Genomic DNA, 12,444 nt, shown 5'->3' with positions numbered 1-12,444 from the left:
GCCATGGATTTTTCGCTATTCGCCCATATGGAGCGCCTCGGCCCTGAGCAGGATCACGCATCGCTCCGGCGCGAGCTCATCTCGCTCGCGCAGATGGCCGACGAGGGCGGCATGCGCGCGCTCTGGACGGGCGAGCATCACGGGATGGAATTCACCATCGCGCCCAACCCTTTCATCAGCTTGGTCGATATCGCTCATCAGACCAAGAAGATCCGCCTCGGCACCGGCACCGTGATCGCGCCCTTCTGGCATCCGATCCGCCTTGCGGGAGAGGCGGCGGCGGCCGATCTCGTCACTGGAGGCCGGATCGAGCTCGGCATCGCGCGCGGTGCCTATTCCTATGAATATGAGCGGATGATGCCCGGCCTCGATGCGTGGGAGGCGGGCCAGCGCATGCGCGAGACGGCGCCGCTCTTGCGGCGGCTCTGGCAAGGGGATTGCGCGCATGAGGGGGAGTTCTACCAATTCCCGGCGACCACCGCCTCGCCCAGCCCGGTGCAGGAGGGCGGCCCGCCCATCTGGCTCGCCGCGCGCGATCCCAACAGCCATGCTTTCGGCATCGAGAACGGCTTCAACATCCAGGTCACGCCCCTCTGGCAGGGCATGGCCGAGATCGAGAGCCTCATGGCCCGCTTCGAGGAGGCTTGCGCGGCGCATGAGGGCAAGCGCCCGAAGATCATGCTGCTCCATCACACCTATGTCGGCAGCGATGCCGAGGACGTGGACCGCGCCGCGCGCGATCTGTCTCGCTTCTATTGCTATTTCGGGGCATGGTTCCAGAACAAGCGCCCGGTGCGCAAGGGACTGATCGAGGCGCTGAGCGAGGAGGAGATGGCCGGCAACGCGCTGATGGCGCCCGAGAACCTGCGCCGCGATCTGACCATGGGAACGGCGCAGGAGGTGATCGACCAGATCAAGCGCTACGAGGATCTGGGATACGATGAATATGCGTTCTGGATCGACAGCGGCATGGATTTCGAGCGCAAGCGCGCGTCACTTGCGCGCTTCATCGACGATGTGATGCCGGCATTCGCATGAGGGACCAGATGACGGATCAGCCCCATTTCCAGCTCTATATCGACGGCGCCTTCTGCGAGGGCGCGGGCGGCCGGGTGATGACGTCGCAGAACCCCGCCACGGGCGAGGATTGGGCCAGCTTCGCCTGCGCCGACGCCGCTGACGTGGACCGCGCCGTGGTTGCCGCGCGGCGCGCCCTGGGCGATCCCGATTGGCGGGGCATGAGCCAGACGCAGCGCGGCAAGCTGCTCTATCGCCTCGCCGAGCTGATCGAGCGGGACGCCGATGAACTGGGCCGGATCGAGACCACGGATAGCGGCAAGCTATTGGCCGAGACCGCCGGTCAGACGCGCTATGTGGGCGATTACTATCGCTATTACGCGGGGCTTGCCGACAAGATCGAGGGTGCGGTGCTGCCCATCGACAAGCCCGACATGCATGTCTTCACCCGGCGCGAGCCGATCGGCATCGTCGCCGCCATCGTGCCGTGGAACGCGCAGATGTTTCTGACGGCGACCAAGCTCGGCCCGGCGCTCGCTGCCGGATGCGCGGTGATCCTCAAGGCCGCCGAGGTGGCGCCCGCGCCGCTTCTGGCCTTCGCGCGGCTGATCCACGAGGCGGGCTTTCCGCCGGGTGTGGTGTCGGTCATCACCGGGGACGCCGAGCATTGCGCCATCCCGCTCACCCGCCATCCCGATATCGACCGGATCGCCTTTACAGGCGGGCCGGACACTGCGCGCCACGTGGTGCGCAACTCGGCCGAGAATTTCGCCGTCACCTCGCTCGAGCTGGGCGGCAAGTCGCCCGTGCTCGTCTTCGAGGATGCCGATCTCGACGGCGCGGCGAACGGGCTGATCGCGGGTAATTTCGGCGCGTCGGGACAAAGCTGCGTCGCCGGATCGCGCGGTCTGGTGCAGCGGACCGTTCTGAAGGACCTGATCGCGCGCATCATGGAGAAGGCGGGCGGCATCGTGATGGGCGATCCGCTCGAGCCTTCGACCCATGTCGGCCCGCTCTGCACCGCGGCGCAGATCGAGCGCATCGAGGAGGTGCTCGCCACGGCGCGCGGGCAGGGCGCGGTGGTTCATCTGGGCGGCGCGCGCGATCCGCGTGCGGGCAATTACATGCCGCCCACGCTCGTCGAATGCACCGATCCCGAGACCGAGACGCTGAAGGTCGAGATGTTCGGCCCGGTCATGTCGCTCCTGCCCTTCGACACCGAAGAGGAGGCGATCGCGCTGGCCAATGACACGCCCTTCGGCCTCGGCTCGGGCGTCTTCACGCAGAACCTCGCGCGCGCGCATCGTGTGTCGGCGCGGCTCAAGGCCGGCATCTGCTGGGTGAACACCTACCGCGCCGTCTCGCCCATCGCGCCTTTCGGCGGCTACGGGAAGTCCGGCTATGGCCGCGAGGCGGGGATCGACGCGATCCACGACTACACACGCACCAAGACGACCTGGATCAGCACATCGGACGCGCCGATGGCCAATCCCTTCGTCATGCGGTGAGGTTGCCAATCCGGCACGCGGTCTGCACCTTGGCATGACGCAAGGCAGGAGGGCGTTATGGAGAAGGTGGCACTCATTTCGGGTGGCAGCCGGGGGATCGGCGCGGAAATCGCCGTGCAGCTGGCGGATGCGGGCTGGCGCCTCTCGCTGGGGATGCGCCGCCCCGAGGACGCGGAGGCGCGCTGGGGCGCGCATCACGTCGCGCCCTATGATGCGATGGAGGCGAATGAGGCCGCCTGGGCCGAGGCGGCGCTCGATCACTACGGGCGCATCGACGCGGTGATCTGCTGCGCCGGGATCATCGAGCTGGGGGATGTGATCTCGCTCGGCGAGGCCGAGCAGACCGCGATGATGGAGGTCAACGTCAATTCGCCGCGCCGTCTCGTGCGCGCGGCGTGGGAGGCGCTCGGCCGATCGGGCGAGGGGCGGGTCATCATGCTCGCCTCGCTCTCGGGCAAGCGCGTCGCCTCGGCGGCGAGCGGCGCCTATTCGGTGTCGAAATTCGCCGCCGTCGCGCTGACCCACGGCATCCGGCAGGCCGGGTGGGACAAGGGCATTCGCGCCACCGCCATCTGTCCCAGCTTCGTCAACACCGACATGGCCGAAGCGATCACCGATTACCCGGCGAAGGACATGACGCAGCCCGAAGACGTGGCGCGCATGGTCCTGCTGGCGCTGAGCCTGCCCAACACCGCATCCGTCGCCGAAATGAGCGTATCCTGCAAGGCCGAGCCGAATTACTGAGCTATATCAGCGCCTCGCAGAATGTCTCGATGCGGTTCATGGCCTCCGTCAGCTCGGCCTCGGATGCGGCATAGCTGACGCGGAAAAAGGGACGCTGCCCGAAGGCCGCGCCATGCACGCAGGCGACGCCGCCCTCCTCGAGCAGGGCCATGACGAAATCCTCGTCCGTGCCGATGCGCCGGCCCTTGGGCGTCGTCTTGCCGAGAAACGCCTCGCAGGACGGGAACACATAGAAGGCGCCGGGCGGGGTGGGGCAGGTCATGCCGGGAATGGCGTTGAGGCGCCGGACCACCAGATCGCGGCGGCCTTGAAACACCTCCCGCTGGCGCGCGATCGCCTCCTGCGGGCCGGTCAGCGCCGCATGAGCCGCCCATTGGCAGGGCCGCGCGGCGCCGCTGGTCAGTTGGCCCTGAACCAGCCCCATCGCGTCGATGAGCGCCTGCGGCCCCGCCGCATAGCCGATGCGCCAGCCGGTCATGGCGTAGGCCTTGCTGACGCCGTTCATGGTGAGCGTGCGGTCCTTCATCGCGGGCGCGGCGGCGGCCATCGTGGCGAAGGGCACGCCGCCATAGATGAGATGCTCGTACATGTCGTCCGACAGAACCCAGACATCCGGGTGCCGCTCCAGCACCTCGGCCAGTCCGCGCAGGTCGTCGGCCGAATAGACCGCGCCCGAGGGATTTGACGGCGAGTTGAGGATGAGCCAGCGGGTCTTGCCGGTGAGTGCGGCCTCGAGCGCGGCGGGCGTGAGCAGGAAGCCGTCCTCCTCCCGCGTCGGCACAACCACCGGCACGGCGCCCGTCATCTCGACCTGCTGGGTGTAGCTGACCCAATAAGGCGCGGGCACGATCACCTCGTCGCCGGGATCGAGCGTCGCCAGCAGCGCGTTTGCGATCACCTGCTTGCCGCCGGTCGAGACGATGGTTTGCGAGGGCGCGTAGTCCAGCCCGTTCTCGCGCTTGAATTTCTCGGCGATGGCCTCGCGCAATTGCGGGATGCCGGGGATGGGCGTGTACTTCGTCTCGCCCCGCGCCACGGCCTCGGCGGCGGCGGTCTTGACGTGATCCGGCGTGTCGAAATCGGGCTCCCCGATCGAGAGCGAGATGATGTCATGGCCTTGGCCGCGCAGATCGCGCGCCTTTTGCGTGATGGCGATGGTCGCGGCGGGCTGGATGCGCGAGAGGGCGGTGGATTTGCGGAACTGGGTCATGTGCGGGCCTTTGGTGAGTTGCCCGAACCATCGGGCAGGCGCCCGCGAACTGCAAGCGGGTCAGGCGCCGAAGACGGACCAGCCGGTGAAATTCGCCAGGCGGTGCGCCGCTTCGGTCCCGACCTTGGAGTTGCCGTAATAATTGAGGCCGGGCGACCAGACCGCGATGGAGGCCTTGCCGGGCGCGATCATGAGGATGCCGCCGCCCACGCCGCTCTTGCCCGGAAGGCCGACGCGGAAGGCGAAATCGCCCGAGCCGTCGTAATGCCCGCAGGTCATCATCAGCGCGTTGATCCGCCGCGCGCGATCCGCCGAGATGAGGCGCGGCGCGCCCTCCAGCCCCGCGAGCATCCGGCCCGAGCGGGCGAGTTGTTCGGTCGTCATCGCGATGGCGCATTGATGCATGTAGGTGCCCAGGGTCATGTCGGGCTCGTTCAGCATGTTGCCGAAGGAATAGAGGTAATGCGCCAGCGCCGCGTTGCGGTGGCCCGTCGCCTCCTCCGAGGCGGCGACATGCCGGTCGATATAGATCTCCTCGTCCTCGGCGGCGTAGCGGATGAATTGCAAAAGCTCGGCCAGCGCCTCGCGCGGCGCGCGCTTGTCGAGAAGCGCGTCGGTGGTGACGATCGCGCCCGCGTTGATGAAGGGATTGCGCGGGCGGCCCTTTTCCTGCTCGAGAAGCGCGATGGAGTTGAAGGCGGTGCCCGATGGCTCGCGCCCCACACGTCCCCAGAGCGTGTCGCCGATGCGCCCGAGCGCGGCGGCGAGGGTGAAGACCTTGCTCACGCTCTGGATCGAAAAGGGCTTGTCATGCTGGCCCGCCGAGATCGTCCGCCCGTCCGCCATCGCCACGGAAATCGCGAATTGCGCAGGGTCCACCGCCGCGAGCTCGGGGATGTAATCGGCGGGCGCGCCCCAGTCGGCGGCGGTGCGCATATCCTCGTTGAGCGCGTGCAGGAAGTCCTGCAAGCCTTCGGGAAATGTCTCGCTCATGACGATTGCCTTCGAGGCGACGCCGTGGCGCGCCGCGCCGCTCTTTCGATCCTCTTGGCGGTCATCCGGTATCCTTCCCGGCGCGTGCCCTCAGGTGTTGAAGAGGAAGTGCAGCACGTCGCCATCCTTGACGATATAGGATTTTCCCTCGGCGCGCATCTTGCCCGCTTCCTTGGCCGCCTGCTCGCCGCCGAGGCGCACGAAATCGTCATAGGCGATGGTCTCGGCGCGGATGAAGCCGCGCTCGAAATCGCCGTGGATGACGCCCGCGGCCTTGGGCGCGGAGGTGCCTTCGCGGATCGTCCAGGCGCGCGCCTCCTTGGGGCCGACGGTGAAATAGGTCTCGAGATGCAAAAGCGCGTAGCCCGCCTTGATGAGACGGCTGAGGCCGGCTTCGTCGAGGCCCATCTCGCTCAGGAACATCTCGGCCTCCTCGGCGTCGAGCTGGCTGATCTCTTCCTCGATCTGGGCGCTGATGACGACATGGCTGTTGCCCTCGGCGGCCGCCATCTCGGCCACCTTGGCCGAGAGCGCGTTGCCTTCGGCGGCATCCGCCTCGCCCACGTTGCAGACATAAAGGACCGGCTTTGTCGTCAGAAGCTGGAGCATCTTCCACGCGCGGCGGTCTTCCTCGTCGACCTCCACGGTGCGCGCGGGCTTGCCGCTCTCGAGCGCGGCGAGGGCGGCGCGCAGAAGGCGCTCCTGCTGGACGGCCTCCTTGTCGCCGCCGCGCACCTTGCGGGTGATGTTCTGAAGGCGCTTTTCGATGCTGTCGATATCGGCCAGCATCAATTCGGTTTCGATGGTCTCGGCATCGGCCACCGGGTCGATCCGGTTCTCGACATGGGTGATGTCCCCGTCCTCGAAGCAGCGCAGCACATGCGCGATGGCATCGACCTCGCGGATATTGGCGAGGAACTGGTTGCCGAGACCCTCGCCCTTGCTCGCGCCCTTCACGAGGCCCGCGATATCGACGAAGGTCATGCGGGTCGGGATGATCTGCTTGGATTTCGCGATCTCGGCCAGCGTGTCGAGGCGCTTGTCCGGCACGGCCACGTCGCCCACATTCGGCTCGATCGTACAGAAGGGGAAGTTGGCCGCCTGCGCCGCCGCCGTGCGCGTCAGCGCGTTGAAAAGCGTCGATTTGCCCACGTTGGGCAGCCCGACGATACCCATTTTGAAACCCATGACGCCGCTCCTGATCCAGAATTCACGGCATCTATGGCACCCCGGCCTTCGAGGTCAAGCAGACCATTGATTTCCCCGCCTTCATGCGCCAAACCCGGATGCATCAATCAGAGGGACCACCATGAGCCGTATCGACGCCAAATTCGCCGAGTTGAAGTCCGCCGGGAAGAAGGCGTTCGTGGCCTATGTCATGGCGGGAGACCCCGATTTCGACACGTCGCTCGAGGTGGTCAAGGGTCTGCCGGGCGCGGGCGTCGACATCATCGAGCTGGGCCTGCCCTTCACCGATCCGATGGCCGATGGCGAGACGATCCAGCTCGCCGGTCAGCGCGCGCTCAAGGGCGGCATGACGCTGAAGCGCACGCTCGAGATGGCGCGCGAGTTCCGCAAGGGCGACGATGCAACGCCCATCGTGCTGATGGGCTATTACAATCCGATCTACAATCACGGCGTGGAGAAATTTCTCGTGGACGCCAAGGAGGCGGGCATCGACGGTCTGATCGTCGTTGACCTGCCCCCCGAGGAGGACGAGGAACTCTGCATTCCCGCGCAGGCGGCGGGGCTCAACTTCATCCGCCTCGCGACGCCCACCACCGATGACAAGCGCCTTCCCAAGGTCATGCAGAACACCTCGGGCTTCGTCTATTACGTCTCGATCACCGGCATCACCGGGGCCGCCGCCGCCGAGGCGGCCGATGTCGCGCCCGAGGTGGCCCGCATCAAGGCCGTCACCGATCTGCCCGTGATCGTCGGGTTCGGCATCCGCACGCCCGAGACATCGAAGGCCATCGCGGGTGTCGCGGACGGCGCCGTCGTCGGGTCCGCGATCGTGGCCAAGCTCGCGGCTGGCGACAGCCCCGCTGAGGTGCTGAGCTTCGTCAAGGGCCTCGCCGATGGCGCGCATTCGGCCTGACACATGCCCTCCGCCGCGATGACCTCGCCGCTCGGCACGCTCTGCGTGACCGAGGAGCATGGCGCGATCACCTCGCTTGCCTGGCATGACGCCTTTCTGCCCGAGCAGACGCCCCTCCTGCGCCGCGCGCTCGAGCAGCTCCGCGCCTATTTCGCGGGCGAGCTGACGGTGTTCGACCTGCCGACCCGCGTGAGCGGCAGCGCCTTTCAACGCGAGGTCTGCGCCGCCATCGCCGCCATTCCGCATGGCGAGACGCGCAGCTACGGCGATCTCGCCCGCGCCCTCAAGGCGCCCGCGCAGGCCATCGGCACCGGCTGCGGCGGCAATCCGATCCCGATCATCATCCCCTGCCACCGCGTGCTGGGCACGAACGGCCTCGGCGGCTTCTCCGGCAAGGGCGGGGTCGAGACGAAGGTCTGGCTGCTCAGGCACGAGGGCGCGGGCGGGCTTCTCATCTAGGGGCCCCGCGCATCGATTCCCGAGCCGCTATTCCCGGTCGCGGTGCCTATGTGGCTTCGGAACAATGCCTCGCGTGCATCACGATTGTTTCCTTTGGCGATCTAATTTTGGCCGCATTTCGCTGCCAGACCGTCCCTCGAACATTTGAAACGGTGGATGGCGACGATGGATTGGCTTGTCGGGTTTCTTTCTCAATCTTGGAATGCGGTCTTGGCCGCCGGTATGGGGCTTCTGACCCCGGCGGCGTTCTTCTTGTGCCTCGGATACATGGTCAAGCGCGGCGAGCTTTTCTCCGACATGCGCCGTGCGCTGCCGGAAACCGGCCTGAACATCCAGATCCTGCTGTTCAACCTCGTCTTCACATTGCCGGTCATCGTCCTCTCCGCGACGTTTCTGTCGAATTTCTGGCATTCCACGGGGCTGGTGCTTTTCTCGCCCGAAGAGTGGGAGGGATGGCCGGTCGCTCTGGTCGTTCTCGTCGCCATCGTGGTCGGGGATTTCGTCGGCTACTGGCGCCACCGGTTCGAGCATAACTCCTTCATGTGGCCCGCCCACGCAGTGCACCATTCCGATACCGAGATGACATGGCTCTCGCTCGAGCGGTTCCACCCGGTCAATCGTCTGACCACCTTCGCCATCGATTCGAGCGCGCTTCTGATCCTCGGCCTGCCGCCCTATGCGGTCGTCGCCAATTCGCTCGTGCGTCACTATTACGGCTATTTCATCCATGCCGATCTGCCCTGGACCTACGGCAAGTGGAATATCCTCTTCGTGTCGCCCGCCATGCATCGCTGGCACCATTCCGCGGACGAGGTCGCCTATGACAGCAACTTCGCCACCGTCTTCGGTCTGTGGGACTGGATCTTCGGCACGCATTACGTGCCCGGACCCTGCGACGGCCCCCTTGGCGTGTCGGACGACATCGGCCGCACACTCTGGTCGCAGTTCAGCTACGCCTTCCGCCCGAAAGCCTACAAACGGCTCTGGGGCAAGGCGCCGAGCCGGAACGTGACGCCGGCGGAATGACGCGGGGCGGAGGGGTGATCCGGCGGATCGCGCTAAGGCCAGCAGGAGTGATGACGCACCGGCAAAAGTAATGGTATCGAAGCGCATGACATCACCGTTTCATACCCGGTCGTGCCTTTGCCGTGACTTGAAGTCTCTGGGCGTCCGGCGAGGCGACGGGCTCTTCGTCCATGGCTCAATGCGCGCCATCGGCTCCGTCATCGGCGGCCCGCGCGTCGTCGTCGAGGCAATCCTGTCGTCGGTCGGAGAGGACGGGCTCGTCGGAATGCCCGGTTTTTCCTCCGATGCATCTTTCCCGGCCGATATGGACCGATCGAACGCGAGCCCCGAGCAGATTGCCCGGATCGAAGCCGCCGTTCCGGATTACCATGAACTGAAGTCTCCGACAGCCGGCATGGGGGTGATCGCAGAGACCTTCCGCACCTGGCCCGGCACGCGTCGAAGCAGCCATCCCACCGTATCCATATGTCTGAACGGACCGGATGCGGAGCGTCTCTTGGCCGAACATAGTCTGGCTTGGGCGACCGGGCCGCAAACACCGTTGGGAAAGTTGCGCGACTTTCCGAGGATGAAGATACTTCTGATCGGTGTCGGCTGGAACCGATGCTCGGCGCTTCACACGGCAGAGACCCTCGCGGATCATCGAAGAACGAAGACGCGGCGCTTCAAGTCCGAGGGAGCATGGATCGAGACACCGGATGTCGCCGACGACATGAACCGCCTCTTTCCTAAAGTCGGAGCCGCGTTCGAGGACGCGGGGCTCGCCTCACGCGGAGCCATCGGCGATGCCACGTGCATCATATGCGAGTACAAAAGCCTCGTCGAATTCGGGACCGAATGGATCGACACGGCGAATAGGACGAGCGGTGAGCTTACCTGAGGGTGGCGGCAGATCGCGTGTCGCCTCCGAGCTGAAGTGATGGCAAGCCCAGCCCTTATTCAGCGTCGCCCGCCGCGCCGCCTCTAGCCCGCTTTGCGCTCCGGCACGATCTGCTGGACGATCCCGGCGCTCAGCAGGTAGAGCGAGCTGAGCACGAGGCCCCAATAGGCCCAGTTCTCGGGATGGAAATCCACCCATGCGGCCCAGCCGGCGAAGAAGGTCCAGATGAAGATCATCGGCAGCGACACGGCGCGCCAGCGCTTGGTGCGCACGGGGTGCACGAATTTCAGCGGCAGGAACATCGCGACGGCGAGGATCGACACGATCCCGAGCGTGATCCAGAAGGGCGGCTCGGTCGCGAAGAGGACGAGCACCAGCATGTTCCAGCAGCCCGGAAAGCCGCGGAAGGACTTGTCCTCGGTCTTCATGCTCCGGTCGCAGAAATACATCGCGCTGGCGAAGGTGATGACGATGATCGCGGCCCAGCCCGTCCAGCCCGGCAGCAGCCCCGATTGGAAGAGGGCGAAGGCCGGGATGAAGGCGTAGGTGATGAAGTCGATGATCATGTCCAGAAGGTTGCCATCGAAGCGCGGCGCGTATGTGTCGACCTCGTATTTGCGCGCCAGAGGCCCGTCCGCACCGTCGACGGCGAAGGCCACGACGAGCCAGACGAACATCATGCCCCACTGCTCGTTCGCCGCCGCGAGCATTGCGAGCATCGCGAAAACGATGCCGGTCGCGGTGAAGAGATGAACGGAGAGGGCTTTGAGTTCGCGTGTCATGGCGTCCCTATAGGCGCAAAGGGCCGGGCGGGCAATCCGGCTTCGGCCGTTCAGGCCCTCGGATGCGCACGGGCATAGACTTCCATCAGGCGCGCGGTATCGACGCCGGTATAGGCCTGGGTGGTCGAAAGGCTCGCATGGCCCAGAAGCTCCTGGATGCTGCGCAGATCGCCCCCGGCATTCAGAAGATGCGTGGCGAAGCTGTGACGCATCGCGTGCGGCGTGGCCGAGGCGGGCAGGCCGAGCTGCGCGCGCACCCGCGCCATCGTGCCCTGGATCGCACGGGGCGCCAGCGCGCCGCCGCGCGCGCCCAGAAAGAGCGGGCCGTCCGCCTCGATCGGCAGGGGGCAGGAGCGCGCATAGGCCTCCACCGCCGCGACCGCGGCGGGCAGGACGGGCACGATGCGCTCCTTGCCACCCTTGCCGGTGATACGCAGCGATGTTCCCAAGGGCGCGTCCGCGCCCCTCAGAGACAGTGCCTCCGAGATGCGCAGCCCGCAGCCGTAGAGGAGCGTGATGACCGCCTGATCGCGCAGCGCGATCCAGGGCGTCAGCGATTGCAGCTCTGCCGTGTCGATCACCTGCCGCGCGGCATCGACGCTGAGCGGGCGCGGCAGCTTGCGCTGGAACTTGGGGCTGCGCGTGGCCAGGACGGCGGTCGGCTCGAAGCCCTCGCCCTCCGACAGCCAGCGGTAGAAGGATTTCACCGCCGAAAGCTTCCGCGCAAGGCTCCGCGCGCCCACGTCCTGCCCGCGCATATGCGCCATCCAGGCCCGCATGTCGGAGGTGGTGACAACGGCGAGCGCGCCCAGACCTTGCGGCGCGCCCTTGTGCTCGGTGAGGAAGGCGAGGAACTCGGCGACGTCGCCCCGATAGGCTGAGACCGTGTTGTCGGCCGCGCCGCGCAGGCTGCGCTGGTGATCCAGCCACAGCGCAAGCGCGTCGCGCGCGGCCGGGGAGATCACGACAGCCAGCGCCGCATGGCCCGCTCGAACACGCCCGCGAAGAAGGCCAGAAGGTCGGTGCCCTGCTGCGGCGTGAACTGATGCGGATCCTCGGCGCCGAGCACGAGCATGCCCGGCAGCCGGCCCGAGCCGAAATCGAGCCTCAGGCACGCTTCGGAGCGGATATGCGCCGCCGCCTCGCCATGCAGATCGCTCTCGCCGCCGCTGAGCTGGCGCAAGGTGACGGGGCGCTCGCCGCTGCGGCCGTTCGAGATGTAGCGCGCCACGAATCCCGGCTCGGCCACCGAAAGAACGTCGCCGAGGCGCTGCACGGCGGGATCGTCGCCCTCCTGCACGGATTCGAGGATGAGCCGCACCGAGGAGACACGCAGGATATCGGCCACTTCGCCGCCGAGATTATGGAGGAAATCCTCGAATTCGGTCGGATCGAGCATGCGCAGGATGGCGCGGTGCACCTGGTTGGTCCCGGCGAGATTGTCGTAGGCGGCGGCGATCACGCTGCGATGCGTGTCCTCCAGCCGGTCGAGCCGCGCCTCGAGCCGGTCCATCGCGATGCCCCGCAGATCGACGATATTGCCGCCCATCGCCCGCTCGTTCGCGGCGATCAGCGCATGCATCAGATCCTTGTCCTCGAGAATGACGTCGGGTTGGCTGATGATCCGCTCGCGCAGGTGATCGTCCATCTTGGGATTGCTGCTCATGCTCATGCTCGTTTCTTGGTTTTGGGGACTTGTAACATGGGGTTCGCGAGAAATCTTC

The 12,444-nt window shown here is 66.4% G+C and carries 13 protein-coding genes; 7 read left to right on the top strand and 6 right to left on the bottom strand.

The genetic code is table 11. The features are described 5' to 3' along the window. The first annotated feature begins 3 nt into the window (after positions 1–3). From ACGRVM_RS06950 to ACGRVM_RS06940, 3 genes are read left to right on the top strand one after another with little or no spacing between them, the layout of a single operon-like run. Positions 4–1,038: an LLM class flavin-dependent oxidoreductase gene (locus ACGRVM_RS06950; protein WP_377172754.1), complete on the top strand. Its 1,035-nt coding sequence runs from the start codon at positions 4–6 to the stop codon at positions 1,036–1,038. Positions 1,039–1,046: 8 nt separating this feature from the next. After that, entirely contained in the window at positions 1,047–2,525 is a 1,479-nt protein-coding gene (locus ACGRVM_RS06945; protein ID WP_377172755.1) for an aldehyde dehydrogenase, read from the top strand. Positions 2,526–2,582: 57 nt separating this feature from the next. Beyond that, complete coding sequence (locus ACGRVM_RS06940; protein ID WP_377172756.1) at positions 2,583–3,269, top strand: SDR family NAD(P)-dependent oxidoreductase; 687 nt, start codon at positions 2,583–2,585, stop codon at positions 3,267–3,269. A 1-nt stretch (position 3,270) separates the two neighbouring features. Here the strand turns inward: ACGRVM_RS06940 and ACGRVM_RS06935 are convergent, their stop codons facing one another. The 3 genes from ACGRVM_RS06935 to ychF all read right to left on the bottom strand — a co-directional run bounded on the left by ACGRVM_RS06935 (position 3,271) and on the right by ychF (position 6,660). After that, the gene (locus tag ACGRVM_RS06935) at positions 3,271–4,479 is read right to left on the bottom strand and encodes a pyridoxal phosphate-dependent aminotransferase (protein WP_377172757.1); all 1,209 of its coding nucleotides are present in this window, start codon (positions 4,477–4,479) and stop codon (positions 3,271–3,273) included. 60 nt (positions 4,480–4,539) lie between these two features. After that, entirely contained in the window at positions 4,540–5,472 is a 933-nt protein-coding gene (locus tag ACGRVM_RS06930) for a glutaminase (protein WP_377172758.1), read from the bottom strand. A 90-nt stretch (positions 5,473–5,562) separates the two neighbouring features. Continuing rightward, the gene (gene ychF, locus ACGRVM_RS06925; RefSeq protein ID WP_377172759.1) at positions 5,563–6,660 is read right to left on the bottom strand and encodes a redox-regulated ATPase YchF; all 1,098 of its coding nucleotides are present in this window, start codon (positions 6,658–6,660) and stop codon (positions 5,563–5,565) included. 121 nt (positions 6,661–6,781) lie between these two features. Here ychF and trpA point away from each other — a divergent pair, with 121 nt between their 5' ends. The 4 genes from trpA (at position 6,782) to ACGRVM_RS06905 (ending at position 9,938) form a co-directional block, all read left to right on the top strand. Continuing rightward, positions 6,782–7,573: a tryptophan synthase subunit alpha gene (gene trpA / locus ACGRVM_RS06920; protein WP_377172760.1), complete on the top strand. Its 792-nt coding sequence runs from the start codon at positions 6,782–6,784 to the stop codon at positions 7,571–7,573. A 3-nt stretch (positions 7,574–7,576) separates the two neighbouring features. Further along, positions 7,577–8,032, top strand: coding sequence for a methylated-DNA--[protein]-cysteine S-methyltransferase (locus tag ACGRVM_RS06915; protein WP_377172761.1), 456 nt, complete (start codon positions 7,577–7,579; stop codon positions 8,030–8,032). 222 nt (positions 8,033–8,254) lie between these two features. Beyond that, complete coding sequence (locus ACGRVM_RS06910; RefSeq protein WP_377172762.1) at positions 8,255–9,058, top strand: sterol desaturase family protein; 804 nt, start codon at positions 8,255–8,257, stop codon at positions 9,056–9,058. Between the two features lie 85 nt (positions 9,059–9,143). Further along, positions 9,144–9,938, top strand: coding sequence for an aminoglycoside N(3)-acetyltransferase (locus tag ACGRVM_RS06905; protein ID WP_377172763.1), 795 nt, complete (start codon positions 9,144–9,146; stop codon positions 9,936–9,938). Between the two features lie 83 nt (positions 9,939–10,021). Here ACGRVM_RS06905 and ACGRVM_RS06900 read toward each other — a convergent pair whose 3' ends face one another. Genes ACGRVM_RS06900 through ACGRVM_RS06890 form a run of 3 tightly spaced genes read right to left on the bottom strand, consistent with a single transcriptional unit; the run spans position 10,022 to position 12,386 of the window. Continuing rightward, positions 10,022–10,720 carry a CDP-alcohol phosphatidyltransferase family protein gene (locus tag ACGRVM_RS06900; protein ID WP_377172764.1) on the bottom strand — a complete coding sequence of 233 codons (699 nt, stop codon included), beginning with the start codon at positions 10,718–10,720 and terminating at the stop codon, positions 10,022–10,024. A gap of 50 nt (positions 10,721–10,770) precedes the next feature. Further along, complete coding sequence (locus ACGRVM_RS06895) at positions 10,771–11,685, bottom strand: tyrosine recombinase XerC (RefSeq protein ID WP_377172765.1); 915 nt, start codon at positions 11,683–11,685, stop codon at positions 10,771–10,773. Next, positions 11,682–12,386 (bottom strand): DUF484 family protein, encoded by a 705-nt coding sequence (locus tag ACGRVM_RS06890; protein ID WP_377172856.1) that lies wholly within the window; start codon positions 12,384–12,386, stop codon positions 11,682–11,684. Before ACGRVM_RS06890 ends, ACGRVM_RS06895 begins: the two co-directional genes overlap by 4 nt. Between the last annotated feature and the right edge of the window lie 58 nt (positions 12,387–12,444).

It is taken from the genome of Roseovarius aquimarinus (genome assembly GCF_043661195.1).
In the GTDB taxonomy this organism is placed as follows: Bacteria; Pseudomonadota; Alphaproteobacteria; order Rhodobacterales; family Rhodobacteraceae; genus Roseovarius; species Roseovarius aquimarinus.
This window is presented reverse-complemented; position numbering and strand designations above follow the sequence as displayed.